We start from the raw sequence: 26,042 nt of genomic DNA, 5'->3' as shown, positions 1-26,042 counted from the left end.
TGGTGAGGGTATTGCGATCGTATCTGCCCACGAGATGACTGTCTGTGGCGCGGGTCGCTGCTCTATGGCGGAAACCGCCGATTCGTCCGGTATCACCCGTCCGTGGACACCCCTGGTGACCGTCCCGGGATGTGGATGAGTCACCATGTGGGGGTGGCAGCAGACAGCAAGGGCATGAGGGGCCGGCAGACCGTACGGGACATGGTCCTGTCGATGCTGGCGGTCGGAATCGTCGTCTGGATCGGGTACCTGTTCCTCCCGCACGACGCCAACGGCGACCCCGTGCACGTGGTCGAGTACAAGGTGGCGGCGGCCTCCGCCAAGCGCGCCGCGCCGTACCCGCTGCTCTCCCCGGAGGGGCTGCCGGAGAAGTGGCGGGCCACCTCGGTCGGCTACCGGCCGGCCGACCAGAACAACGGCAAGGGCAACGCCTGGCACCTGGGCTTCGTGACCCCCTCCGGCCAGTACGCGGCGATCGAGCAGAGCGACGTGTCGCGCGACTCCCTGCTGGCCGACTACGTCAAGGGCGCCAAGCCGGACGGCACCTCCGAGGCGGCCGGCCGCACCTGGGACCGGCTGCAGGGCGAGAAGGACCGCGCGCTGGTCGTGCAGACCGGCCCCGGGACCACGCTGCTCACCGGCACCGCCTCCTACGAGGAGCTGGCCGAGCTGGCGCAGGCGCTCAAGTAGCCCGCTCGCGCCCCGCGGTCCGGGTCCTCCCGGGCTGTCCCGTTCCGGGCCCTCCCGGGCTTCCCGGGGCTTCCCGCGTACGCCGAAGGGCCCCGCACCGGACGAACCGTGGTTCGTCCGGTGCGGGGCCCTCGCGCGCGGGGCGGATCAGACGGTGGTGACGACCTCGTCGTAGGCCAGGCGCGGCGAACGCGGGAACCAGGCGTCCTCGCCCGGCTTGCCGATGTTGACCACGGCCAGCACCGAGTGGTCGCCGTCGCCGAAGAACTCCTTGTTGACGCCCTCGGCGTCGTAGCCGGTCATCGGGCCGGCGGCCAGGCCGGCGGCGCGCACGCCGATGATGAAGTAGGCGGCCTGCAGGGCGCCGTTCAGCGCGGCGGACTGCTCACGGGTGCTGCGCTCCGAGAAGAACACGTCCTTGGCCTGCGGGAAGTGCGGGAACTGGGTCGGCAGCTCCTCGTGGAACTCGTTGTCCACGGCCAGGATGGCGACCAGCGGGGCGGTGGCGGTCTTGTTCTTGTTGCCGTCGCCCATCTGCCGGACGAGGCGCTCGCGGGCCTCCTCCGAGCGGACCAGGACGACGCGCAGCGGCTGCTGGTTGAAGGCGGTCGGGCCGTACTTGACCAGCTCGTAGATGGCCTGGACCTGCTCCTCGGAGACCGGCTCGTCGGTGAAGGTGTTGGCGGTGCGGGCCTCGCGGAACAGCAGGTCCTGAGCGGCGGCGTCGAGTACCAGGGCGTCGGTGGTCATGCTTCTGCACCTCATGCGGAAAAGGAGTTCGTCGGTGTGATCGGCCGCAGCCGGTCACTGGCTCCAACATAGGTGAAGTTTCAACTATTCCTCAAGGGAAAGTGACCTGCCTCACTTCTCGCCGGGGGGCGCGCCCTCCTCGGCGGCCAGCGCCGCGTCCAGCCGGGCCCGGGCACCGTCCAGCCAGCGCTGGCACACCTTCGCCAGCTGCTCGCCGCGCTCCCACAGGGCCAGCGACTCCTCCAGCGAAGTCCCGCCGTTCTCCAGCTGCCGGACGACGTCCAGCAGCGCGTCCCGGGCGTGCTCGTAGCCCAGCGCGTCGTCCGGGTTCGGCGCCGCCGCCGCGTCCTGCTGTTCCTGCTGCTCTGCCATGCGTGCCAGCGTAGGGGCTCGGGCCGACACTCCCCAGCCCCCGGCCGCCCGGCAGCCGCGGTGGCGGCAGGCGGTGGCGGCCGGCTACTCGGCGGCCGCGGTGACGTCGAAGCCGCCACCCGCCACCCGTGCGTGCAGCCCCTCGCCGGGCGAGACCTGCGCCGGGTCGGTCACCACCGTGCCGTCCGCACGTTGGAGCACCGCGTAGCCGCGCTCCAGGGTGGCCGCCGGGGAGAGCGCCACCACCCGGGCCAGGGTGTGCCCGAGGTCGCTCTGCGCGTGGTCCAGCCGGTGCCGCAGGGTGCGCCGGGCCCGCTCCAGCAGGCCGTCCACCTCCTGCCCCCGCCCGTCCAGCATCCGGTGCGGGGCGGCCAGCGCCGGACGGCTGCGCACCCCGTCCAGCCCGTGCTGCTCGCGGTCGACCCGGGACAGCACGTGCCGGCGGGCGCGGTCGCGCAGCTGGCGGACCTTGGCCAGCTCCTCGCCGACGTCCGGAACCACCCGTTTGGCCGCATCGGTCGGGGTCGAGGCGCGCAGGTCGGCCACGAAGTCCAGCAGCGGCTGGTCCGGCTCGTGCCCGATCGCGCTCACCACCGGCGTACGGGCGGCCGCGACCAGCCGCACCAGGCCCTCGTCCGAGAACGGCAGCAGGTCCTCCACGCTGCCGCCGCCGCGGGCCACGATGATCACGTCCACCTCGGGGTGCTCGTCCAGCTCCCGCACGGCCGCGCTCACCCGCTCCACCGCGCTGACCCCCTGCACCGGGACGTTGCGCACCTCGAAGCGCACGGCCGGCCAGCGCCGCCGGGCGTTCTCCAGGACGTCCCGCTCGGCCGCCGAGCCGCGCCCGGTGACCAGCCCGACGCACTGCGGCAGGAACGGCAGCGGCTTCTTGCGCTCGGCCGCGAACAGGCCCTCCCCGGCGAGCCGCCGCTTCAGCTGCTCCAGTCGGGCCAGCAGCTCGCCGAGGCCCACCGGGCGGATCTCCGAGGCGCGCAGGGACAGCTGCCCGCGCGCCGCGTACCACTCCGGCTTGGCGTGCACGACGACCCGCGAGCCCTCCTGCACCACGTCCGCGACCTGGTCGAACACCGAGCGGAAGCAGGTCACCGTGAGCGACACGTCGGCCTGCGGGTCGCGCAGGGTCAGGAACACCACGCCCGCGCCGGGGCGGCGGCTGAGCTGGGTGATCTGCCCCTCCACCCAGACCGCGCCGAGCCGGTCGATCCAGCCGCCGATCAGCGCGGAGACCTTGCCGACCGGGAGCGGCGCTTCGGGGGAGCTGGTGTTGGCCATGCGTACGAGGCTAGCGGCGTCCGCCGACACGGCCGAGACCGCCGACACGGCCGACCGCCGACACCGCCGTCCGTCGACTCGGCCGACCTCCGACGTGGGCGTGGCCGTCGGCGCGGCGCGGCGCGGTCCCGGTCCCGGTCGTCGCCCGGCTACGGCTGTCGCCGCCCGCCGCCCCGGCCGGTGGCCCCCTGGGCGGCGAGCACCGCCAGGCCGACCGCCAGCCAGACCAGCCCGACGAGCTGCGCGGTGCCCGAGGCCTCGTACACCACCGCCACGATCACCGCGATCCCCAGCGCCGGGACGACCACGTGCCGCAGCCACCGCCGCGAGCCGTGCCGCACCGCGTACCAGCCGATCACCGAGGCGTGCAGCAGCGCGAAGGCGGTCAGCGCGCCCACGTTCACCACCGAGGTGAGCTGGTCCAGCCCGTCGTCCCGGTTGGCCGCCCAGACCGCCGCCGCCATGGTGATCACCGCGGCCGTCAGCAGCGCCCGGCGCGGCACCGCGCTGGCCGGGTCGACCGAACCGAGCACCCGCGGCAGCCGGCCGTCCCGGGCCATCGCGAAGACCAGCCGCCCGGCCGCGGCCTGCCCGGCCAGGGCCGCGAAGGCCGCGCCGATCGCCTTGCTCGCCGCCACCAGCACGTGCAGCCAGTGCCCGACGCCGCTCTCCACGGTGTCGTAGAAGGCCGAGCCCTGCGCCGCCGGGTCGGCGGCCAGCTGCTGCGGTCCGGTCGGCTCCAGCAGCGCCGCCAGGTAGCTCTGGACGACGAACAGCACCCCGGCCAGCGCCAGGCACCAGAGCACCGCCCGGGCCACCGCCGCCGAGGCGCCGACCGCCTCCTCCACGAAGGTGGCGATCGCGTCGAAGCCCAGGTAGGAGAGCACCGCGACGGACACCGCCGAGATCACCGCGGCCAGCGAGAAGTCCCCGACGGCGGTGAACGGGGTGTCCCAGCCGCGCCGGGCGCCGTCCTGGGCCAGGGCCACCGCGGCGGCGGCCACGAACACCACCAGCACCGCGATCTCCATCGCGAGCACCGCGAAGCCGACCGCCGCGGCCGTCCGCACCCCGGCCAGGTTGAGCGCGGTGGTCAGCACCACCGCGAGCGCCGTCCAGACCCAGCGCGAGACGCCCGGCACCAGGGAGTTCAGCGCGATCCCGGAGAACAGGTAGGCCACCGCGGGGATCAGCAGGTAGTCGAGCATCGCCATCCACCCGGCGATGAAGCCCGGGCCCTCGCCCAGTCCGGCCCGCGCGTAGGCGAACACCGAGCCGGTCTGCGGCACCGCGCGCACCATCTGGGCGTACGAGAAGGCGGTGAAGCCCATCGCCACCGTCGCGGCCAGGTACACGGTGGCGACGGCGCCGTGGCTCTTGGCGTCCAGCACGCCGAACACGCCGACCGGGGCCATCGGGGCGATGAACAGCAGTCCGTAGACCATCAGATCGCGGACGCCCAGGCTGCGGCGCAGGCCGCTCGGCGTCGCCTGCTCGCTCACAGAGCTCATAGACACCATATTTTGAGCGCTGTTGACCGGATCTGCACGGAAAGCGCCCGTTGAGTGCCTGCCGAGTGCCCGCTGTTGGCGCGGCTTTCCAGCGAGGGGCCGGGAGGGCGGGCGTGGGGCGCGGCCGCCCGTACGATGGAGCCATGTCCAAGACCGCGCAGCGCCGTGTCCTGCTCGCCGCCCCCCGGGGCTACTGCGCGGGAGTCGACCGCGCCGTGATCGCCGTGGAGAAGGCCCTGGAGCAGTACGGGGCGCCCATCTACGTCCGCAAGCAGATCGTCCACAACAAGTACGTGGTGCAGACCCTGGAGAAGAAGGGCGCGATCTTCGTCGACGAGACGGAGGAGGTGCCGGAGGGCTCGATCGTCGTCTTCTCCGCGCACGGCGTCGCCCCGTCCGTCCACGACGAGGCGCGGGCCGGGAAGCTCGCCACCATCGACGCGACCTGCCCGCTGGTCACCAAGGTGCACAAGGAGGCCGTCCGCTTCGCCGACGAGGGCTTCGACATCCTGCTGGTGGGCCACGAGGGCCACGAGGAGGTCATCGGCACCATGGGCGAGGCCCCGGACCGGATCCACCTGGTGGACGGCGCCGAGGACGTCGCCAACGTGCGGGTCCGGGACGAGTCCAAGGTCGTCTGGCTGTCCCAGACCACCCTGTCGGTGGACGAGACCATGGCCACCGTCGGCGAGCTGAAGAACCGCTTCCCGCAGCTGGTCAGCCCGCCCAGCGACGACATCTGCTACGCCACCCAGAACCGCCAGGTCGCCGTCAAGCAGCTGGCCCCCGAGACCGACCTGCTGATCGTCGTCGGCTCCAAGAACTCCTCCAACTCCGTCCGCCTGGTCGAGGTCGGCCTGGAGTACGGCGCCAAGGCCGCCCACCTGGTCGACTTCGCCGAGGAGATCCGCGAGGAGTGGCTGGAGGGCGTCACCACGGTCGGCCTGACCAGCGGCGCCTCGGTGCCGGAGATCCTGGTCGAGGGCGTGCTGGAGCTGCTGGCCGCGCGCGGTTACGACACGGTCGAGACGGTCAAGACCGCCGAGGAGCACCTGACCTTCTCGCTGCCCAAGGAGCTGCGCCGTGACCTGCGCGCCGAGGCGGCGGGCAAGCTCTGACCCCACCCGGAAGGGCCGGCACCCCGTTGCGGGGCGCCGGCCCCTCCGCTGTGCGCGTCCTCCTGTGCGCGTCCGAGGTGCGTGTCCGCTGCGCGGCTCCTGTGGCGCGGCATTTCTGCTGTGCGCGTCCGGGCGCGCTCTCGTAGCTTTGTGCACAGGCTGTGGACAACTCACCGGCCGCGGACCGGCCGGGTCCACGGCCGACGGCGGAGGGCGGACGTGATGACGGCGGTATTCGGCGTGGACATCGGCGGCTCGGGGATCAAGGGCGCGCCCGTCGACCTCGCCCGGGGCGTGCTCGCCGAGGAACGCCACAAGGTGCTCACCCCGCAGCCGTCCGCCCCCGAGGCCGTGGTCGCCGCCGTCTGCGAGGTGGTCCGCCACTTCGGCCACCAGGGCCCGGTCGGGCTGACCTTCCCCGGCGTGGTCGTCGACGGCCGCACCCGGACGGCGGCCAATGTGGACAAGGGCTGGATCGGCCTGGACGCGGCCGGCCTCTTCCGCGAGGCGCTGGGGATGCCCGCGACCGTCCTGAACGACGCGGACGCGGCCGGGCTGGCCGAGCTCACGCACGGCGCGGGACGGGCCGAGCCCGGCGTCGTCCTGGTGCTCACCTTCGGCACCGGCATCGGCAGCGCCCTGTTCGTGGACGGCATGCTGGTGCCCAACACCGAGCTGGGCCACCTGGAGCTGCGCGGCAAGGACGCCGAGCGCCGGGCCTCCTCGGCCGCCAAGGACCGGCACGGGCTGACCTGGGAGCAGTGGGCCGGGCGGGTCGACGAGTACCTGGACCTGGTGGAGGGACTGTTCTCGCCGGGGCTGATCGTGATCGGCGGCGGGGTGAGCCGCAAGCACGAGAAGTTCCTGCCGCTGCTGAAGCGGCGCGAGGCGCGGGTGGTGCCGGCGGAGCTGCGCAACGACGCGGGGATCGTCGGCGCCGCCATGGCGGCGGCCCGGGCGGAGGGCTGACGGGCCGGTCCCCGTGCCCTTCCCTTCCCTTCCCTTCCCTTCCCTTCCCTTCGCCGGCCCCCGGCCCCTTCCTCGGCCCCGGCCCGTTCGCCGGCCCGTTCGCCGGCCCCGGGGAAGGGGCTCAGCGGGCGCGCTGGATCCGGCGCTGGGCGACGAACCGGGCGAGCACGATCAGCGCGGCCAGCCCGGTGCCGGAGAACAGCCAGCCGGCCCGCAGCGCCAGCCCGGTCGCCAGTGAGACCACCTGGGCGGTGACGCCGGGGGAGCTCACCGGTTCGAGCAGCAGCAGGGCGAGCGCGAAGGCGATCGGCCCGCTGATCGGCGCGGCCAGCAGATCGGCGTAGCGCACCCGGACGGCCAGCTGGAAGCAGACCAGCAGGTAGCCGAGGCCGAACAGCCAGCCCAGGTCGTCGAACAGCAGCCGGTCCAGGCCCGCCACCGCGAGTGTCGCCAGCACGGCGACCACCCCGGTGCCGACGGCGGTCAGCCGGGCCGGCCGGCCGGTGCGGCGCCGCCCGTACAGCTGGTCGCCGCCGCGTCCGCGCCCGCGCAGCGGCAGGCGCAGGCGCAGCCGTGGGGCGGCCGGGCGGGCGGCGGCGGACGGGCCGGCCGCCGGGCGCAGCCGGGAGGCGGGGGCGGGTTCGGAGGGGGCTCCGGCGGTCTCGGGGGCCCGGCCCGGACCGGGGACGGCGGCTGCCGCCGCCCGGGTCGGCGGACGGCGTCTGGGCCCTGGCGGCTGGGTACGGATGCTCTGCTCCACCCGCCCAACGTACGGTCGGATCATCGCCACACTGTGTAATGGACCGTTCAGGTCTTGCCCCGTGTCTCCGGACGGAGTAGTGATGTGATCGTCATTCAGGTCGGCTGACCTGCACGGCCGAGCCGACACACGATGATCACGGGTTCCGTTCACGGGTCTCTATCACGGGGGGCAACATGACCGATTTCACGTTCGAACAGCTCGACCACGTCCAGATCGACATCCCGGCCGGCGCCGAGGACGAGTGCCGCGCGTTCTGGTCCGGCGTGCTCGGCATGACCGAGCTGCCGAAGCCGCCGGTGCTCGCCGCCCGCGGCGGCTGCTGGTTCCGCAGCGGCGGCGTCGAGGTGCACCTCGGCGTGACCCCGGACTTCCGCCCGTCCCGCAAGGGGCACCCGGGCATCGTCGTCGACTCGCTGGACGCGCTCGCCGACCACCTCACCGCCCACGGTCACCCGGTGACCTGGGACGACAACCTGCCCGGCCGCCGGCGCTTCAACGCCCACGACAAGCTGGGCAACCGGCTGGAGTTCCTGGAGCCCCGGGCGGCGGCGACCGAGGAGTGAGGCAGGGCGGGGGCTGCCCGTAGACTTGGGGGTCGGCCCGTACGGTGCCGACCCAACTCCTCCAAGCCCACGGGACTGCGCTTCATGTCGCTCACGATCGGAATCGTCGGCCTGCCGAACGTCGGCAAGTCGACCCTGTTCAACGCCCTGACCAAGAACGACGTGCTGGCGGCCAACTACCCGTTCGCCACCATCGAGCCGAACGTCGGCGTGGTGGGCGTCCCGGACGAGCGGCTGGCCAAGCTCGCCGAGATCTTCGGCTCCCAGCGCATCCTCCCGGCCACCGTCGACTTCGTCGACATCGCCGGCATCGTGCGCGGCGCCAGCGAGGGCGAGGGTCTGGGCAACAAGTTCCTCGCCAACATCCGCGAGTCCGACGCGATCTGCCAGGTCGTGCGCGCCTTCACCGACCCGGACGTGGTGCACGTGGACGGCAAGGTGTCGCCCAAGGACGACATCGAGACCATCCACACCGAGCTGATCCTGGCCGACCTCCAGACCATCGAGAAGGTCCTGCCGCGGCTCCAGAAGGAGGCGCGCCTCAAGAAGGACACCGCCCCCGTGCTGGCCGCCGCCGAGGCCGCGCAGGCGATCCTGGAGACCGGCAAGACCCTCTTCGAGGCCGGCTTCGACACCGCCCCGATCCGCGAGCTCCACCTGCTGACCGCCAAGCCCTTCCTCTACGTCTTCAACGTGGACGAGGACGAGCTGGCCGACGAGGACTTCAAGAACGCCCAGCGCGAGCTGGTGGCCCCGGCCGAGGCGATCTTCCTGAACGCCAAGATCGAGTCCGAGCTGATCGAGCTGGACGACGCCGAGGCCCTGGAGCTCCTCCAGTCCATGGGCCAGGAGGAGCCCGGCCTCGCCACCCTCGCCCGGGTCGGCTTCGACACCCTCGGCCTCCAGACCTACCTGACGGCCGGCCCCAAGGAAGCCCGCGCCTGGACCATCAAGAAGGGCGCCACCGCCCCCGAGGCCGCCGGAGTCATCCACACCGACTTCCAGAAGGGCTTCATCAAGGCCGAGGTGATCTCCTTCGCCGACCTGGTCGAGACCGGCTCCATCGCCGAAGCCCGCGCCAAGGGCAAGGCCCGCATCGAGGGCAAGGAGTACGTCATGCAGGACGGCGACGTGGTGGAGTTCCGCTTCAACGTGTGAGCTCATAATTGCTTTGAGCTAGCTTGATCTGTCAAATGCGCAGGTCGGATGGGGCCCGCCTCCCTTGAGGCGGGCCCCGATCTCTTTTCCGTGCTGACTTGGTGCTGACTTCTTCGGCCCGCCGCGTCTGCTTGAGTGGTACGTTATGTGGTACCAGTCATGGAGGGAGTTCAGTCGATGTCGATCACTGCCAGCGAGGCGCGCAAGGCTCTCTTCCCGTTGATCAAGAAGGTCAACGACGATCACGAGGCCATTGAGATCGTCTCCAAGCACGGAAATGCCGTACTCGTCTCGGCCGAGGACTATGCCGCCTTGCGTGAAGGCTCCTACCTGTTGCGCTCGCCGGTGAACGCCCGCCGCTTGCTCAAGGCGTATGAGAACGCCCTTGGTGGCATACGGCTTTCCGAGCGGGAGCTCATCGACCCTGATGCGGCGGATGGCGAGAAGGGTGCCGCGTGAGGCTCGTCTTCGAGGAGGCCGGCTGGGAGGACTACACCTCCTGGCTCAAGAGCGACCGCAAGATGCTCGCCCGGATCAACAAGCTCATCGAGGACGTGTTGCGCGACCCGTTCACTGGCATCGGCAAGCCCGAGCCACTGAAGTACCACTTGCCCGGGGCCTGGTCGCGGAGGATCGACGATGAGCACCGCCTCGTCTACTTGGTGACGGACCGGGAGATCATCGTTCTGGCCGCCCGCTACCACTACTGACGGCTGGCCGCGAGTTCGATTCACCGTGCTGATTCCGTGCTGACTTGGGCCGCCAGGGTCAACGTTTCCGCAGGTCACAGCGACGTGGTGGAGTTCCGCTTCAACGTCTGATCGGCTCACGCCCCGCGTCGACAGCCGCACAGTGCGCACCCCGGGTCGGGGCTCGCCTCCCCGGAGGCGGGCCCCGACCGCTTTCCGCCCTTCCGGCTTCCGCCCTTCCGTGTCGACGTGGCGCCGGGACCTGCCGCCCGCTGCCGCTACTGATGGCGGCGGGCTCCGTCGGTGCGGGGTCAGGCGACGGTGACGGTGAGGAGGCCGTCGGGGGCGGCGGTGACGGTGACGGTGGTGAGGGTGGCGGCGTGGGCGTCCGGGTGGTGGGGGAGGGCGCGCGGGCCGATGCCGATGACGCGGGTGCCGGCGGCCCTGGCGGCGGCGATGCCGGCGCCGGAGTCCTCGAAGGCGAGGCAGTCGGCGGGGGCGAAGCCGAGGGCGGCGGCGCCCTTGAGGAAGCCCTCGGGGTCGGGCTTGCTGGCGCCGACGGATTCGGCGGTGATCAGGACGGGCGGCAGCGGCAGGCCTGCGGCGGTCATCCGGACCCGGGCGAGCGGCTGGTCGGCGGAGGTGACCAGGGCGTGCGGGAGGCCGGCCAGCGAGGCGAGGAAGGCGGCGGCGCCGGGCACCGGGACGACGCCCTCGGTGTCGGCGCGCTCCTCGTCGAGGATCCGCGCGTTGTCGGCCAGGTTGAGCTCGGCCGGGCGGTCCGGCAGGAAGTGGGCCATGGTCGCGTGGCCCTGGCGGCCGTGCGCGAAGGCGAGCACCTCGGCGGGATCCAGGCCGTTCCGCTCGGCCCAGCGGGTGAAGCACCGCTCGACCACGGCGTCGGAGTTGACCAGGGTGCCGTCCATGTCCAGGAGGACGGCTCGGGCGGTCAGCCGGACGGGGGTGGCGGGCATGGGGCGGCTCCTCGGGGAACGGGACGGCGAGCTTTTGTTCCTTGATGATACAAAAGATCACTCGCGCCCGAGCAGGTGGGCGTTGACCGCGCGGGCCTCCTCGGCCAGTTCCGGCAGCTCCACCACCTCGATGCCGGCCGCCGTCAGCAGCGCGGTGCCCTGGCAGTCGGTGACGAACAGGTCCGGCTCGCGCCAGGCGACCACCACCCGCGGCACGCCCGCCGCGACGAGCAGCCGGGCGCACGGCACCGGCCGGGAGGCGCGCTGCCCGCAGGGCTCCAGCGAGCTGTAGACGGTCGCCCCGCGCAGCCGCGGGTCGCCCGCCGGAAGCTTGGCCAGCGCCGCCTCCTCGGCGTGGTCGTGCGGGTCCGTCTCCCGGCTGTAGCCCTCCGCCAGCACCGCGCCGTCGGCGCCGACGATCACCGCGCCGACCGAGAAGGCCGTCGCGGACGGCGGGCAGTGGCGGGAGAGCTCGACGGCCCGGCGCAGGTGAGCGAGGTCGGTGGACGCGGACGGGGTCACGGTGCGGGCTCCTTCGGGGCGTACCTGAGCAGGACGACGTCGCCCACGGTACGTGCCTCCAGTAGTCGCATCCGCCGGGCCGGCCCGCCGGGGAACGCGGCCGGGCGGACGAACCTGGGCGCCTCGGCCTGGCCGACCAGCAGCGGGGCGACGGCCAGCTGGAGCTCGTCCGCCAGCCCCCCGGCCAGGAACTGGGTGTGCACGCCCCCGCCGCCCTCGACCATCAGCCGGCGCACCCCGCGGGCGCCCAGGTCGTCCAGCACCGCGCCGAGGTCCACCGCCTCGCCCAGCGCGACCACCTCGGCCAGCCCGTCCAGCCGGGGGCGCAGCACCGCCGCCCCGGCGTCCGTGGTGTAGGCGAGCTTGGCGCCGCCGGTGTGCCAGAACCGCAGGTCGGCGTCGAGTTCGCCGCTCGCGCTGAGCGTCACCTTCAGCGGGTGCTCGGGCCGGCCGGCCGCCAGTCGGGCGGCCCGGCGTCCGGGGTCGTTGACCAGCAGCCGGGGATTGTCGGCGCGCAGGGTGTTGCCGCCCACGAGGATCGCGTCGGCGGCGGCGCGCTCCTCGTCGACCCGGTCGAAGTCGGCGGCGTTGGAGAGCAGCAGCCGGTCGGGGGAGGCGTCGTCGAGGTGGCCGTCGAGCGAGACGGCGGCGCTCAGCAGGACGTAGGGGCGCGGGCCGGGCATGGGCGGGGACCGTTCTGTCGGGGGCGCCTCCACGGTACGGCGGCCGGATGCCGCCCGGGCCCGCCCCGACCGGCATGCGAGACGGTTCTTCTCGGCATGCGGAACGGCGAGTAGCGTCGGGGGTGCCGTGGAGCACCGCGGCCGACCGCATCCAGTCGACCGCCCAGGGGGACCCCATGACCGGACCGCAGCCCGCCGCCGTCTACACCCACGGCCACCAGGAGGCCGTGCTGCGCTCGCACCGCTCCCGCACCGCCGCCGACTCGGCCGGCTACCTGCTGCCCGAACTGCGGCCCGGGCAGGCCCTGCTGGACGTCGGCTGCGGGCCCGGCACGATCACCGCGGACCTGGCCGGACTGGTCGGCCCGCGGGGACGGGTGGTCGCGGTGGACGCCTCCGCCGAGGTGCTGGACCAGGCCGCCGGGCACATCGCCGGGCGGGGTCTGTCCAACGTCGCCTTCGAATGCGCCGACATTCACCGACTGCCGTACCGGGACGGCGAGTTCGACGTGGTGCACGCCCACCAGGTGCTCCAGCACGTGGCCGACCCGGTGGCCGCGCTGCGCGAGCTGCGGCGGGTGACGGCGCCGGGCGGCGTGGTCGCGGTCCGCGACGTCGACTACGCCTCGATGACCTGGTTCCCGGAGGTGCCCGCGCTGGACCGGTGGCTGGAGCTGTACCGGCGGACCGCCCGGGCCAACGGCGGCGAGCCGGACGCCGGCCGGCGGCTGCTGTCCTGGGCCCGTGCGGCCGGCTTCACCGAGGTCACCGCGAGCGCCGGCACCTGGACGTACGCGACGCCCGAGCAGCGCGCCTGGTGGGGCGGGATGTGGGCGGACCGGGTGACGGGCACCGCGCTGGGCCGGACGGCGGTCGAGCGGGGCCTCGCGGACCAGGACGAGCTGGGCCGGATCGCGGACGGCTGGCGGGAGTGGAGCGCCGCCGGGGACGGCTGGTTCTCGATGCTGCACGGCGAGATCCTGGCCCGCGGCTGAGTCGGCTGAGTCGGCTGAGTCGGCTGAGGCGGTGGAGGGCGGGCCCGGCGGGCGGGCCGGGAATGGCGGGCAGGTGTTCGGAAAGATCGGGTAAAGTCGCGCGACCGTTCAGATCGGGCCCGTTCGGGTCCGAGCCATGGTGCCGAGTGCCGAGCCGATGCCGTTGCGGTGGTTGGGGGAGTCCACGTGTCCAAGCCTGAGTCCGAGCCGCTCGTTCCGGGGCCGGAGTCGCCCGCGGCCACGGGGGCCGACGCGGACGCGGGCACCGGCACGGGGACGGGGACCGGGACGGCCGCGGACCAGGCGGAAGCGCCGACGGCCGGTCAGGACCCCCGGGTGGACTTCCGCAAGGACACCGCGCGGCCCGCCGCAGCCGACGAGCCGGAACAGGCCGAGCCGGAGCCCGCCCCGCGCGCCCCCGCCGACCCCTGGGCCGCACCCGACCTCTCCGCCGGCCCGCCCGCCGCCCGCCCCGCCGCCCCGCCCCCGCAGGCCGCGCCGCCGCAGGCCGTCCCGCCGTCGGCCGCCCCGCCCCAGCCGCCGTACCCGCTGCCCGCCGGTGGCTGGGCCTCCGTCACGCCGCCCGCCCAGTCCGGCTTCCCGCCCGGCCACCCGTACGCCCAGGCCCCCGACCCGGGGCAGGGTCCGGCCGCCCCCGTGCCCGGGTACGTCCCCGGCCCCGAGTACGGCCCCGGGTACGTCCCCGCGCGCGTCCCCGCCCCCACCAACGGCTTCGCCGTCGGCTCCCTGGTCACCGGCCTGCTCCTGGTGGCCCCGCTGGCCCTGGTGTTCGGCATCCTCGCGCTGGTGCAGATCAACCGCCGCAAGGAGCGCGGCTCCGGCATGGCGGTGACCGGCCTGGTGCTCGGCACGATCGGCACGGTGCTGCTGGCCATCGGGCTCGGCGCGGCCGACTTCAGCTCGGCGCGGGCCGGCCGTTTCGGCCAGGCCCCGAAGGCGCCGGCCGGCTCGGTGCACTGGTCCGACCTCAAGGTCGGCGACTGCTACGACTCCCCCGACGGGGGTTCGACGGAGGACGGGAGCGGCGACGAGACGGTGTACTGGGTGCACCGGGTGGCCTGCGCCGAGCCGCACCACGGCGAGGTGGCGGGCACCGCCATGATCCCGAGCGGCAACGGCCTCTACCCGGGCGAGAGCGCGGCCCGCGAGGAGGCCGGCCGGCTGTGCCGCGGGGTGCTGGGCGGCTACGCGCTCGACCAGTGGGCCGTCCCGGACGGCATGGACGACGTCTACCTCTACCCGACCGCGAAGAACTGGGCGTCCGGCGCACGGTACGTCACCTGCGCCTACGAGGACCGCGAGGACCGGCACCGGGGAACGGTCCGCACCGACCGGAGCCGTCTGACGGCACCCCAGCTGGCCTACCTGGAGGCCGCCCGGAGCTTCAACGACGACTACCTGGAGCAGCCGGACGGGGACGTCTCCGAGGCCGAGGCCGACTACCGGGCCTGGGCCCGGCGGGTGGCCTCCGCCTCCCGGACCGAGGCGGCGGTGCTGGGCAGGGCGGGGGTGCCCTGGCCGGCCGACGTCCAGCCGAAGATCGCCAAGCTGGCCGAGGCCAAGGCGCAGGCCGCCGCCGCCTGGGACGCCGCGGCCTCCGGCACCGACCTGGCGGGAGACCTCCGCAAGGCCAGGGCGATGGAGGCCAGGACGACGCCGACGATCCTGGAGATCCGCCGCGGGCTGAACCTGTCCACCGGCGAGCAGGCGCCCGACCTGCGGGTCTGAGCGGCCCGCGCCCGCCCCGGTTACCGGCCGTTGACCGCGACCGTACCTGCCGGTAACGCGCCGGCCGTACCGTCGTGGTCGCGTCCCCGGCCCGACCCCCACGCGAGCCGGGGACTCGACCTCCCCGGCCCGGAGCGCGGCCCGGAGCGGCCCAGGGGACCCGGAGCGGCCCTCGGCGGGAGGCCCCGGGTACCCTCCCGTGCCATGGGCACCTACCGGGTGATGCGGCAGGACGACAACGGCAACCGCTTCCTGGTCGCCGAGGACCTCGACCGGGCCGAGGCCCGGCGGCTGGCCGCCGAGTTCGAGGCCCGCGGCCACAAGCAGATGTACTGGGTCGAGGCGGACGGGCCGGACCGGCCGGAACCGGCGGACGGAACGGTCCGCAACGCCTGAACCCGTAGGGTCGGCCCCATGGACGCCACGACGGGAACGCCCGACTCCGACACCGCCGCCGCCCCGGACACCCGCGCCACTCCCGACGCCCCCCGGATCGTGGTCGGCGGCGCGCTGGTCCGCGACGGCCGGGTGCTCGCCGCCCGGCGCAGCGCGCCCGAGGCGGTGGCCGGCCGCTGGGAGTTCCCCGGGGGGAAGGCCGAGCCCGGGGAGACGGAGGCGCAGGCGCTGGAGCGGGAGCTGCTGGAGGAGCTCGGCGTACGGGCGCGCGCGCTGACCCGGCTGCCGGGCGCGTGGGCCGTGCGCCCCGGCCTGGAGCTGCGCTTCTGGGCCGCCGAATTGCTGGAGGGCGAGCCCCGCGCGCTGGAGGACCACGACGCGCTGCGCTGGCTGGGCCCGGACGAGCTGGACACCGTGGACTGGATCGACCACGACCGTGAGGTGCTGCCGCACGTCGCCCGGCTGCTCACGGAACGCGGGACGGAACGCCGGACGGAGGGCGGGACGGAACGCCGGACGGAACGTGGCACGGAGCGCGGGACGGAGGACGGGACGGCGGCCGCGGAGGGCGTCCCGCCGGCGGGCGACGCGCAGTCCGCCGGGTAGGTCAATCGGACAAGACGACCCAGGGGCCGGGATAGCCTGGAGGCTGCTGGGTATGTCACTTTTCGGCACTATTCGTCACCATCGGTGAGCCGTCCCCAGCCGGCGACGCCGATCCCGACCAGAGCCGGAGGCCCCGTCGGTGTCGACTACCGGGAACGGCGGCGGGGGAGAGCGGCGGGCAGGCTCCACGGGGAGCGCCGCCGCCCGCGCCCGACTGCGCCGCGCCGCCCGTCCGGCCGCCTCCCAGCCACCGGTCGGCCGTCGTCGCGGCGGCACCGGCGCGCACCCCGACGCCACGCACCCCGACGCCGCGCGCCCCGACACTGCGCATCCCGACGCCGCGCGCCCCGACCGGTCGGCGCCCGCCCCGGGGGTGCCCGGTCCCGGCACCCGGTCCGACCTGCGCGGCCGCCCCGGCCGTCCGTTCCCCGGTGGACCCGCCGACACCCCGGGCGGCCCCGGCCGTCCCGGTGGCCCCGGCAGCCCGGGCGCGCCCGCCGAGGGCAGCCTGCTGGACATGCTCAAGGTCGCCATCGCGATCCTGGACACCGCGGGCCGGGTGGTGCTCTGGAGCCCGGCCGCCGAGGAGCTGCTCGGCTGGCCGAACGAGCTGCTGGTCGGCCGCCGGATCGACGAGATGATCCCCGACCGGGAGCAGATCGCCCGGATCCGGGGCGCGATCCAGGACACCCTGCGGCACGGCCGCTGGACCGGCCGCGCCGAGCTGCGCGACCGGGACGGCTCCCCGGTCGCCGTGGACGCCCGGATCTCCCTCCTGGTGGACGGCGACGGCACCCCGTTCCTCCAGGTCAGCATGGCCGAGGCGGCCGCCGTCCAGGCCGTCGAGCGGGACCTCGCGGTGCGCGACGCGCTGTTCGAGCAGTCGCCGCTGGGCATCGCCATCATGGACACCGACCTGCGCTACACCGCGGTCAACCAGACCCTCGCCGAGATGAACGGCGTCGCCCTGGACGACCACGTCGGCCGCACCACCGGCGAGACCCTGCCGGAGCGGGCCGCCGACGAGATCACCGCCATCCAGCGCCAGGTGCTCGCCACCGGCGAGCCGGTCATCGACGTCACCCTGGCCTCCCCGGTCACCACCCGGGCCGGCTACCGCTCGATCTCCTACAGCCGGATGACCGACCGCTCCGGCCGGGTGCTTGGCATCTCCGGCACCGTGATGGACGTGACCGAGCGCTACCGGGCGGTCGCCAAGGTCGAGCACGCCCGGCGCCGGTTGTCGCTGCTCAACGAGTTCGGCTCCCGGGTCGGCGACCTGCTGGACGCCTCCCGGATCGCCCAGGAGCTGGCCGGGTCCGTCGTCCCCCGGCTGACCGACCACTCGGCGGTGATCCTGCTCCAGGCCGTCGCGCACGGCGACGACCTGCCCCGGCACGGCCACGACCGGCGCACCTCGCTGCTCCAGCTCGGCACGGCCTCCGTCCAGGACGGCCCCGAGGTGGACGTGATGCTGCGCCGCGGCGCCCGGATCACCTTCGCCGAGGACTCCGTCTGCGGCCGGGTGCTGCGCACCGGCGTGCCCGAGCTGCTGTCCGGCGCCGACCAGCTGGACGAGGTGACCTACCCCGGGGACCCCAAGATGCAGGCCGCCCGGGACCTCGGCGTGCACTCGATGCTGGTCGTGCCGCTGCGCGCCCGCGGCATCGTGATCGGCCTGCTGCTGGTCAGCCGGGCCGGCTACCGCGAGGGCTTCGACCGGGACGACCTGGCCTTCACCGTCGAGCTGGCCGACCGGGCCGGCAGCTCGCTGGACAACGCCCGCCTCTACGCCCGCGAACGCACCGCCGCGCTCACCCTCCAGCGGACCCTGCTCCCGCAGCAGGTCCCGCAGCCCACCGGCGTCGAGGTCGCCTACCGGTACGTGCCCGGCAGCAGCGGCACCGAGGTCGGCGGCGACTGGTTCGACGTCATCCCGCTGCCCGGCGACCGCACCGCGCTGGTGGTCGGCGACGTGATGGGCCACGGCCTGCGGGCCGCCGCCACCATGGGACGGCTGCGCACCGCCGTCCGGGTGCTGGCCGCCCTCGACCTGCCGCCGGACGTCCTGCTGCGGCACGTCCACGAGCTGGCCGACGACCTCGCCCAGGGGCCGGACGAGGCCCTACTGGCCACCTGCGTCTACGCGGTCTTCGACCCGACGACGGCCCGGCTCACCGTCGCCAAGGCCGGGCACATCCCGCCGGTGCTGGTGGTGCCGGGACAGGCCGGCGCGGAGCCGACCCGCGACGGCGGCCCGCTGCCCGGCGGCGCCGGCCGCATCCTCGACCTGCCCTCGGGCACCCCGCTCGGGGTGGGCGGAGTTCCGTTCGAATCGGTCGAACTGAAGATCCCCGAGGGCAGCCTGCTGGCGCTGTGCACCGACGGCCTGGTCGAGTCCCGGGACAAGGACCTGGACGTCGGCCTCGGCCGGCTGATCACCGTGCTCCAGGAGTCGCACGCCTCCATCCAGGCCGCCTGCGAGGCGGTGCTGGACACCATGGAGCAGGGCCGGGAGCCGGACGACGTGGCGCTGCTGCTGGCCCGGCTCGGCCACGGCCAGGCCGGCACCCCGACGGCAGGCTGGACCCTGCCGGCCGAGCCCACCGCCGTCTCCCGGGCGCGCCGGCTGGTCCGCGCCACGCTCGCCGAGTGGGGCGTCGAGGAGCTCACCGACATCGCCGAGCTGCTGGTCAGCGAGCTGGTCACGAACGCCATCCGGTACGCCAGCGCCCCCATCGGGGTACGGCTGACGCTCGGCGAGACGCTGCTGGTCGAGATCTCAGACCCGCTGCCCGACCCGCCCCGGGAGCGGCACGCCGCCGAGGCCGACGAGGGCGGGCGCGGCCTGGAGCTGGTCCACCGGCTGGCGCTGCGCTGGGGCGCCCGGGCCGAGGGGATCGGCAAGGTGGTCTGGTTCGAGCAGGCGCTGCCGGGTCATGAGCCGGACGGATCGTGAGCGGAGCACACAGCGAGGGAGCGGTGCCGCATATGCCATCGGGCGCTCAGGGGGAGCGCGCGCTCCGGAAGGGGGCGCGAGCGTGGCATTGTGGTTGCGCGGGCGGTAGGACAAAAACCTTCGCCCGATCTGATGTTGTGATGTTGAGGGCGTGTGAACGTACCCCTCGATGATGAATACTCGGTCTTCTCGACATCCGGACGGTCGCGGGTTGGAGGGGTCGGTCCGTTGAACAGCACTCCGGCGCGGAGCGTGTCGCCGAGGAGCAGCGGTCATGCCGCTGTACCCGGGCAGGCCGGCTCCTCGCACCTTCCCGTACCGGACGGCGCGGTCGCCGGCCGCGGCCACCACCCCGCCGCCGAGGACCGGCCCTGGGGCGCCGGCGATCCCGGCTCGATCTACGACTACATCCGGGTCGCCACCTTCGCGATCGGCCCCGACGGGCGGATCAGCCAGTGGAGCGAGCGCGCCGCCGAGTTCTTCGGGGTCCCGGCCGCCGAGGCCGTCGGCGCCGACCCGATCGCCACCTTCGTCCCCCGCGAGCTCTGGCAGCGCGGCCGGGCCCGGCTGGAACGCACCCTGGCGGGCGAGGAATGGGTCGGCACCACCCCGTACCGGGACGCCGACGGCGGCGAGGGCCTCGCCGAGCTCTACCTGATGCCCGACAGCTCCCTGCCCACCGCGGGCGCCACCTGCCTGGCCGTCGACCTCGGCCGGCTGCGCCGGATCGAGACCGACCTGGCCGCCTCCGAGGCCGTCTTCGGGCAGACGCCCACCGGCTTCGTGCTGTTCGACGACCGGCTGCGGCTGCAGCGGGTCAACGACGCCTTCGCCTCCGGCATGGGCCTGGTCCCCACCGACCTGGAGGGCCTCACCCCGCACGACCTCTTCCCGCCGTCCGAGGCCGACCGGCTCAGCGCCGCCCTGCGCAAGGTCCTGGCCACCGGCGAGCCCGTCTTCGACCTGCGCTTCCACGGCGCCGTCCCGACCCGCGAGGGCAACCGGCTCTGGGCCGTGTCGCTGTACCGCCTGAACGGTTCCGCCGGGCAGACCATGGGCGTCGCCGGGCAGGTCTCCGACGTCACCAGCCGGCACGTCGCCGAGCGCGAGGCCGACGGCGTGCGCCGCAACCTGGCCCTGCTCAACGAGGCCAGCGCCCACATCGGCTCCACGCTCGACCTGGAGACCACCGCCAAGGAACTGCTGGACGTCGTCGTCCCGCCGTTCTGCGACCTCGCCACCGTCGACCTGTACACCGCGCTGCTCTCCGGCGAGACCGTGCCCAGCGCCGGCCGGCTCGGCGACACCGTGCTCACCGACGGCAGCGGCGAACTGCGCCGGGTCGCCGTCTCCAGCGTGGTCGGCGGCGCCTCCTCGGTGCTCGGCTCGGTCACCGGCCTGCCGATCGCCGAGGCCGGCGGCACCCTCTGCTTCCCGCGCCGCTCCCCGCACGCCCGGGCGCTGCGCACCGGCCGCAGCGTCGTCCCCGAGCCCGGGCGCGACCCGCTGCTGCGCTCCACCCTGATCGTCCCGCTGGTCGCCCGCGACCAGGTGCTCGGCCTGGTCCAGCTCTCCCGGGCGATCGGCAGCGAGCCCTTCGACGCCCGCGACGTCGCGATCGCCGAGGAGCTCGTCGCCCGCGCCGCCGTCTGCATCGACAACGCCCGGCTCTACCGGCGCGAGCACGAGCGGGCGCTGATCCTCCAGCGCAGCCTGCTGCCCCCGGGCAACCCGGCCGCCAGCGGCCTGGAGATCGCCTGCCGCTACCTGCCCAGCAACAACAACACCGAGGTCGGCGGCGACTGGTTCGACGTCATCCCGCTGCCCGGCAACCGCACCGCCCTGGTCATCGGCGACGTGATGGGCCGCGGTCTGCGCGCCGCCGTCGCGATGGGCCAGCTGCGCACCGCCGTCCGCACCCTGGCGATGCTCGACCTGGAGCCGGGCGAGGTGCTCACCGCCCTCGACGAGATCGCCCGCGGCCTCGGCGACGACTCCGTGCCCGCCGGACCGCCCACCCCGTACGGGCGGCTCACCTCGACCGCCGACGAGGAGGCCCGCGAGGTCTACCTGGCGACCTGCGTCTACGCGGTCTACGACGCCGTCACCCGGCGCTGCTGGATCGCCAACGCCGGCCACCTGCCGCCCGTCCTGCTCAGCCCCGGCGAGGGCGCCCGGATGCTCGACGTGCCGCCCGGCCTGCCGCTCGGCGTCGGCGGCGAGCCCTTCGAGGAGGTCGAGCTGACCCTCCCGGACGGCGCCGTGCTCGCCCTCTACACCGACGGCCTGGTGGAGAGCCGCAAGCACCAGCTGGACGAGGGCCTGCGGGCCTTCCGCGTCGCGCTCTCCGACGAGGGCAAGGGGCTGGAGGACCTCTGCGACCACGTCCTCGGCGAGCTCAACCCGCACCACGGCGAGGACGACATCGCCCTGCTGATGGCCAAGGTGCACGCCTTCCCCGACGACGCCATCGGCAACTGGTTCCTGCCGCCCGAGCCCACCTCGGTGGCCAAGGCCCGGGAGCTGGCGTGCAGCTGGCTGCTCTCCCGGGGGCTGGAGGAGCTGGTCGACACCACCGAGCTGCTGGTCAGCGAGCTGGTCACCAACGCGCTCAAGCACGGGCGGGGCGAGATCCGGCTGCGGCTGCTGCGTGAGCGCAGCCTGGTCTGCGAGGTCTGGGACGACGGCTACGCGCAGCCCCGGCAGCGGCGCGCGCAGGAGACCGACGAGGGCGGGCGCGGCCTGCAGCTGGTCAGTCTGCTGGCCGAGCGCTGGGGCAGCCGGCGCACCCCCAAGGGCAAGATCGTCTGGTTCGAGCTGGCCCTGTAGCCGCTCGCGGCGGTGGGCCGGACGGGTGCAGTCGCCCGGCGGCCCGCCGTGTCGGAGCGGGCCGGGCGCCCGCGGCGGCGTTCGATGGCGGCCATGCGCGTCCGCCAGCTCACCGCCGCAGCCGCCGCGCTGCTGCTCGCCGCCGGCCTCGGCGGCTGCTCCGACGACCCGGGCCCCGCCCGCACCCCCGCCCCCGTGCCGGTCCCGGCCGCGCCCACCGCCACCACCGGGGACGTCGGGCCCGCCGACCGTGCCGCCGTGCGGGACGGCGGCACGCTGCGCTGGGCGCTGGACGGCGTCCCGGCCACGCTGAACGTCTACCAGGGCGCGGCGAGCGCCGACTCGGCGCTGCTCGCCCACGCGCTGTACCCCTCGCTGTTCCGGCCCGACGAGCACGACCGGCTCCTCCCCGACCCCGACTACCTGGCGGGCGTCGAGTCCTCCCCGCCCGGGCAGCAGCCGCAGGTGGTGACGTACCGGCTCAACCCGCGCGCCGTCTGGAGCGACGGCACCCCGATCTCGGCCGCCGACCTCGACGCCCAGCGGATCGCGCTGTCCGGCCCGGACCAGGCCCACCGGAGCGGGAAGGCGGCCGGGTACGACGCCATCGACTCGGTCGCCCCGGGCGCCGACCCGCACGAGGTCCGGGTGACCTTCCGGCGGCCGTACGCCGAGTGGCGCTCCCTGTTCGGCCCGCTCTACCCGGCCGCCGAGACCGCCGACCCGGCCGTGTTCGGCCGGCCGCTGACCGATGGCGGCCGTCCGAGCGCCGGGCCGTACGCCCTCTCCCGGTACGACGCCGCGGGCGGGGAGGTCACCCTGGTGCGCAGTCCGCTCTGGTGGGGCGACCGGCCGAAGGCCGACCGGATCGACTTCCTCGCCACGCCGCCCGAGCGCCGGCTGGACGCGCTGGACCAGGACCGGCTGGACATCGCCCCGCTCACCGCGGCGGTGGACCAGGCCGTGCCGGCCGCTCCCGCCGGGGCCTCCGCCTCCGCCTCCGCGTCCGCCTCCGCCTCCGCCTCTGCCTCCGCGTCCGCCACCGCCTCCGCCACCGCCACCGCCTCCGCCTCTGCCTCCGCCTCCGCGTCTGCCGACGCCGCGCCGCCGCCCGCGGCCGCGCCCGAGGCGGCGGCACTGGCGCTGCGGCGGGCCGAGTCGCTGCCCGGCGTCACCGTGCACCGGGCCGCCGCGGCCTCGCTCACCCAGCTCACCCTCAACGCCGCGCGCGGCCCGCTGACCGACCCGCTGGTGCGCCGGGCCCTCGTCCGGGCCGTCGACCGGCGGCGGATCGCCGACGCCGCGCTCACCCCGCTCGGCCTGCCCGCCGCTCCGCTGGGCAGCCACCTGTTCGCGGGCGACCAGGAGGGCTACCGGGACAACAGCGCCGCGGCCGGACCGGCCGACCCGGGCCGACTGCTGGACGAGGCGGGCTGGATGCGGCCCACCGGCGGGGGAACCCGGACCAAGGGCGGCGAGCCGCTCGCCCTCTCGCTGCTCGTCCCGGCTGGCTCGGCGACCGCCGAGCGCACCGCCGAGGCGCTCGCCGCGGGCTTCGCGGAGTCCGGGATCGCGGTGCGGCGGGTGCCCGCGGCCGCCGGGTCCTTCGTCGGGGAACACCTGGCGGCCGGGGACTACGACCTCGTGCTGCTCTCCTGGCCGGCCGGCCCCGGCCCGGCGGTCGAACAGCGCTCCGCCTACGCCAAGCCCCGGCCGGACCCGGACGGCGTGCCCGAGCCGGGCGGCAACTTCGCCCGCGTCGGCACCGAGGAGATCGACCGGCTGTTCGATCGCGCGGCCGCCGAACCGGACCGGGCGGCTCGGCTGGGCCTGCTCCAGGACGCGGACGCACGGCTCTGGCAGCTCGGCCACTCGGTGCCGCTCTACCAGCGGCCGGAGCTGGTCGGCGTCCGGACCGGAGTGCTCGGCGCCGGCGCGTACGGCTTCGGCTGGCCCCGCTTCCAGGACGTCGGCTGGAGTCGCTAGCGGTACCGGAAGGCGGCCGCAGGGTGAAGAGTGTGTGACCCACCTGTGATCTTGATCCCGTGCGACCAGCTCGTTTCTGCTCCCCTGGGCGCTTCCCCGTACGATAGGAGGAAGCCGAGGCATGTCCATATGCCCGGCGGGTGGACCGGTAGTAGCAGGCGGAACGGGCGGCGGCGATCAACAGGGATCGCCGGCCGGCGTCTCGCGGCCGGGCGCCGCAACCCACGATTCCGGGAGAATCAGCTAGGCATGCCCACGCGCAACGACATCCGTAACGTCGCCATCGTCGCCCACGTCGACCACGGCAAGACCACCCTCGTCGACGCCATGCTGAAGCAGGCCGGCGCCTTCGCCGCCCACCAGCACCTCGACGACCGGATGATGGACTCCAACGACCTGGAGCGCGAGAAGGGCATCACCATTCTCGCGAAGAACACCGCGGTCAAGTACCACCCCAAGGACGGTGGCGCGCCGATCACCATCAACATCATCGACACCCCGGGCCACGCCGACTTCGGTGGCGAGGTCGAGCGCGGTCTGTCGATGGTGGACGCGGTCGTCCTGCTGGTCGACGCCTCCGAGGGCCCGCTGCCGCAGACCCGCTTCGTGCTCCGCAAGGCGCTCACGGCCCGGCTGCCCGTCATCCTCTGCATCAACAAGACGGACCGCCCGGACTCCCGGATCGACGAGGTCATCAACGAGACCTACGACCTGTTCCTGGACCTGGACGCGGACGAGGACCAGATCGAGTTCCCGATCGTCTACGCCTGTGCCCGTGACGGCGTCGCCTCGCTGACCAAGCCGGAGAACGGCACCGTCCCGGCCGACAGCACCAGCCTGGAGCCGTTCTTCTCCACCCTGCTGGAGCACGTCCCGGCCCCGAGCTACGACGAGGACGCTCCGCTCCAGGCCCACGTCACCAACCTGGACGCCGACAACTTCCTCGGCCGCATCGCGCTGCTGCGCGTCGAGCAGGGCGAGCTGCGCAAGGGCCAGACCGTGGCCTGGATCAAGCGCGACGGCTCGATCCAGAACGTCCGCATCTCCGAGCTGCTGATGACCGAGGCGCTCACCCGCAAGCCGGCCGAGGTGGCGGGCCCCGGTGACATCTGCGCCGTCGCCGGCATCGGCGAGATCATGATCGGCGAGACCCTGGCCGACCCGGAGAACCCGGTCGCGCTGCCGCTGATCACGGTGGACGAGCCGGCCATCTCGATGACCATCGGCACCAACACCTCCCCGCTGGTCGGCCGTGGTGGCAGCGGCAAGGGCGCGGACGCCAAGGCCGCCGGCAAGGTGGACCGCAAGGTCACCGCCCGCCAGGTGAAGGACCGCCTGGACCGCGAGCTGATCGGTAACGTCTCGCTGCGCGTGCTGGACACCGAGCGTCCGGACGCCTGGGAGGTGCAGGGCCGCGGTGAGCTGGCGCTGGCCATCCTGATCGAGACCATGCGCCGCGAGGGCTTCGAGCTGACCGTCGGCAAGCCGCAGGTGGTCACCAAGGAGGTCAACGGCAAGACCCACGAGCCGGTCGAGCGCCTCACCGTGGACGTGCCGGAGGAGCACATGGGCGCGGTCACGCAGCTCATGGGCATCCGCAAGGGCCGGATGGACAACATGTCCAACCACGGCTCGGGCTGGGTCCGGATGGAGTTCGTCGTGCCGTCCCGCGGCCTGATCGGCTTCCGGACCGAGTTCCTCACCAACACCCGCGGCACCGGCATCGCCCACTCGATCCACGAGGGCCACGAGCCGTGGTTCGGCAACCTGACCACCCGCAACAACGGCTCCCTGGTCGCCGACCGGGCCGGCGTGGTGACCGCCTTCGCGATGACCAACCTCCAGGAGCGCGGCGTGCTCTTCTGCGAGCCGGGCACCGAGGTGTACGAGGGCATGATCGTCGGTGAGAACTCGCGCGCCGACGACATGGACGTGAACATCACCAAGGAGAAGAAGCTCACCAACATGCGGTCCGCGAACGCCGACGTGGCCGAGTCGATCGTCCCGCCGCGCAAGCTCTCGCTGGAGCAGTCGCTGGAGTTCTGCCGCGAGGACGAGTGCATCGAGGTGACCCCGGAGACGGTTCGCATCCGTAAGGTCGTCCTTGACCAGAAGGACCGCGGACGCACCGCCTCGCGCGCCAAGAAGGCGTGATCCGGACGCACTGAACGGCCATTGGCCGGAATGATTCGCCCCCCTTTCCCATGGAGAGGGGGGCGAACTTTTTCAACTACTCCAAGTTGTCGGGGCCGCTATTCACGGAATAGCGCTCATCACACCCAGGTGTCCGCTGAGCGGACGTGACAGTTCGTCATCCGTGACGACTGTCCGTTTGGTGCCTGTCTGGCTATGTCTCAAATGTCCGGTTTTCGAAACTTACCGACTGTTCATGTGACCTAATTGAGATCGTCACTGGTCACTTTCGTGTCCGTGCGTGACGGATAGTGGGTGCAGTCAGGCTCGG

General features: G+C 73.9%; 21 protein-coding genes and 1 pseudogene. 15 read left to right on the top strand and 7 right to left on the bottom strand.

Features of this window, described 5'->3' with window-relative positions:
* The first annotated feature begins 153 nt into the window (after positions 1–153).
* Positions 154–690: a DUF4245 domain-containing protein gene (locus tag ACFWP2_RS06070; protein WP_380448777.1), complete on the top strand. Its 537-nt coding sequence runs from the start codon at positions 154–156 to the stop codon at positions 688–690.
* Between the two features lie 147 nt (positions 691–837).
* Here ACFWP2_RS06070 and ACFWP2_RS06065 read toward each other — a convergent pair whose 3' ends face one another.
* The 4 genes from ACFWP2_RS06065 to ACFWP2_RS06050 all read right to left on the bottom strand — a co-directional run bounded on the left by ACFWP2_RS06065 (position 838) and on the right by ACFWP2_RS06050 (position 4,619).
* Positions 838–1,440 (bottom strand): malonic semialdehyde reductase, encoded by a 603-nt coding sequence (locus ACFWP2_RS06065; protein ID WP_380448775.1) that lies wholly within the window; start codon positions 1,438–1,440, stop codon positions 838–840.
* Between the two features lie 111 nt (positions 1,441–1,551).
* Positions 1,552–1,812: an exodeoxyribonuclease VII small subunit gene (locus ACFWP2_RS06060; protein ID WP_380448772.1), complete on the bottom strand. Its 261-nt coding sequence runs from the start codon at positions 1,810–1,812 to the stop codon at positions 1,552–1,554.
* Positions 1,813–1,896: 84 nt separating this feature from the next.
* Positions 1,897–3,108 carry an exodeoxyribonuclease VII large subunit gene (xseA, locus tag ACFWP2_RS06055; protein ID WP_380448770.1) on the bottom strand — a complete coding sequence of 404 codons (1,212 nt, stop codon included), beginning with the start codon at positions 3,106–3,108 and terminating at the stop codon, positions 1,897–1,899.
* Between the two features lie 149 nt (positions 3,109–3,257).
* Positions 3,258–4,619 (bottom strand): APC family permease, encoded by a 1,362-nt coding sequence (locus tag ACFWP2_RS06050; RefSeq protein WP_380448768.1) that lies wholly within the window; start codon positions 4,617–4,619, stop codon positions 3,258–3,260.
* A 143-nt stretch (positions 4,620–4,762) separates the two neighbouring features.
* Between ACFWP2_RS06050 and ACFWP2_RS06045 the strand changes: the two genes are divergently transcribed.
* The gene (locus ACFWP2_RS06045; RefSeq protein ID WP_380448766.1) at positions 4,763–5,737 is read left to right on the top strand and encodes a 4-hydroxy-3-methylbut-2-enyl diphosphate reductase; all 975 of its coding nucleotides are present in this window, start codon (positions 4,763–4,765) and stop codon (positions 5,735–5,737) included.
* Between the two features lie 222 nt (positions 5,738–5,959).
* Complete coding sequence (ppgK, locus tag ACFWP2_RS06040) at positions 5,960–6,706, top strand: polyphosphate--glucose phosphotransferase (protein WP_380448764.1); 747 nt, start codon at positions 5,960–5,962, stop codon at positions 6,704–6,706.
* Positions 6,707–6,827: 121 nt separating this feature from the next.
* On the opposite strand, the gene ACFWP2_RS06035 is transcribed toward ppgK, so the two are convergent.
* Positions 6,828–7,466, bottom strand: a complete 639-nt coding sequence (locus tag ACFWP2_RS06035; protein WP_380448762.1) for a DUF6542 domain-containing protein — start codon at positions 7,464–7,466, stop codon at positions 6,828–6,830.
* Between the two features lie 176 nt (positions 7,467–7,642).
* Here ACFWP2_RS06035 and ACFWP2_RS06030 point away from each other — a divergent pair, with 176 nt between their 5' ends.
* From ACFWP2_RS06030 to ACFWP2_RS06015, 4 genes are all read left to right on the top strand, one after another.
* Entirely contained in the window at positions 7,643–8,032 is a 390-nt protein-coding gene (locus ACFWP2_RS06030) for a glyoxalase (RefSeq protein WP_380448760.1), read from the top strand.
* Positions 8,033–8,116: 84 nt separating this feature from the next.
* The gene (ychF, locus tag ACFWP2_RS06025; protein ID WP_380448758.1) at positions 8,117–9,190 is read left to right on the top strand and encodes a redox-regulated ATPase YchF; all 1,074 of its coding nucleotides are present in this window, start codon (positions 8,117–8,119) and stop codon (positions 9,188–9,190) included.
* A 177-nt stretch (positions 9,191–9,367) separates the two neighbouring features.
* Positions 9,368–9,649 carry a type II toxin-antitoxin system Phd/YefM family antitoxin gene (locus ACFWP2_RS06020; RefSeq protein WP_380448755.1) on the top strand — a complete coding sequence of 94 codons (282 nt, stop codon included), beginning with the start codon at positions 9,368–9,370 and terminating at the stop codon, positions 9,647–9,649.
* The gene (locus ACFWP2_RS06015) at positions 9,646–9,900 is read left to right on the top strand and encodes a Txe/YoeB family addiction module toxin (protein ID WP_380448752.1); all 255 of its coding nucleotides are present in this window, start codon (positions 9,646–9,648) and stop codon (positions 9,898–9,900) included. The genes ACFWP2_RS06020 and ACFWP2_RS06015 overlap by 4 nt, the downstream gene beginning before the upstream one ends.
* Before the next feature lie 290 nt (positions 9,901–10,190).
* Here ACFWP2_RS06015 and ACFWP2_RS06010 read toward each other — a convergent pair whose 3' ends face one another.
* Together ACFWP2_RS06010 and ACFWP2_RS06005 are read right to left on the bottom strand one after the other, a co-directional pair.
* Positions 10,191–10,853, bottom strand: a complete 663-nt coding sequence (locus ACFWP2_RS06010; protein ID WP_380448750.1) for an HAD-IA family hydrolase — start codon at positions 10,851–10,853, stop codon at positions 10,191–10,193.
* A 57-nt stretch (positions 10,854–10,910) separates the two neighbouring features.
* Positions 10,911–12,058, bottom strand: a pseudogene (locus tag ACFWP2_RS06005) (dihydrofolate reductase family protein).
* 176 nt (positions 12,059–12,234) lie between these two features.
* Here ACFWP2_RS06005 and ACFWP2_RS06000 point away from each other — a divergent pair.
* The 8 genes from ACFWP2_RS06000 to typA all read left to right on the top strand — a co-directional run bounded on the left by ACFWP2_RS06000 (position 12,235) and on the right by typA (position 25,732).
* A complete protein-coding gene (locus ACFWP2_RS06000) occupies positions 12,235–13,053 on the top strand; it encodes a methyltransferase domain-containing protein (protein WP_380448748.1) in 819 nt (272 codons plus the stop codon).
* A 186-nt stretch (positions 13,054–13,239) separates the two neighbouring features.
* On the top strand, positions 13,240–14,802 hold the full coding sequence (locus ACFWP2_RS05995) for a DUF4190 domain-containing protein (RefSeq protein WP_380448746.1): 1,563 nt from the start codon (positions 13,240–13,242) through the stop codon (positions 14,800–14,802).
* A 204-nt stretch (positions 14,803–15,006) separates the two neighbouring features.
* Complete coding sequence (locus tag ACFWP2_RS05990; RefSeq protein ID WP_380448743.1) at positions 15,007–15,198, top strand: SPOR domain-containing protein; 192 nt, start codon at positions 15,007–15,009, stop codon at positions 15,196–15,198.
* 18 nt (positions 15,199–15,216) lie between these two features.
* Positions 15,217–15,804: an NUDIX domain-containing protein gene (locus ACFWP2_RS05985; protein ID WP_380448740.1), complete on the top strand. Its 588-nt coding sequence runs from the start codon at positions 15,217–15,219 to the stop codon at positions 15,802–15,804.
* Positions 15,805–15,943: 139 nt separating this feature from the next.
* On the top strand, positions 15,944–18,763 hold the full coding sequence (locus tag ACFWP2_RS05980; RefSeq protein WP_380448738.1) for a SpoIIE family protein phosphatase: 2,820 nt from the start codon (positions 15,944–15,946) through the stop codon (positions 18,761–18,763).
* Between the two features lie 228 nt (positions 18,764–18,991).
* Positions 18,992–21,592: a SpoIIE family protein phosphatase gene (locus ACFWP2_RS05975; RefSeq protein ID WP_380448736.1), complete on the top strand. Its 2,601-nt coding sequence runs from the start codon at positions 18,992–18,994 to the stop codon at positions 21,590–21,592.
* A 93-nt stretch (positions 21,593–21,685) separates the two neighbouring features.
* Positions 21,686–23,578 carry an ABC transporter family substrate-binding protein gene (locus ACFWP2_RS05970; RefSeq protein WP_380448733.1) on the top strand — a complete coding sequence of 631 codons (1,893 nt, stop codon included), beginning with the start codon at positions 21,686–21,688 and terminating at the stop codon, positions 23,576–23,578.
* A 249-nt stretch (positions 23,579–23,827) separates the two neighbouring features.
* Positions 23,828–25,732, top strand: a complete 1,905-nt coding sequence (gene typA / locus ACFWP2_RS05965; RefSeq protein ID WP_380448731.1) for a translational GTPase TypA — start codon at positions 23,828–23,830, stop codon at positions 25,730–25,732.
* Positions 25,733–26,042: the final 310 nt, after the last annotated feature.

Origin of the sequence: Kitasatospora sp. NPDC058444 (assembly GCF_042721415.1) — a bacterium.
In the GTDB taxonomy this organism is placed as follows: Bacteria; Actinomycetota; Actinomycetes; order Streptomycetales; family Streptomycetaceae; genus Kitasatospora.
The sequence above is the reverse complement of the archived record's forward strand: the minus strand, read 5'-3'. Positions and strand labels throughout refer to the sequence as shown.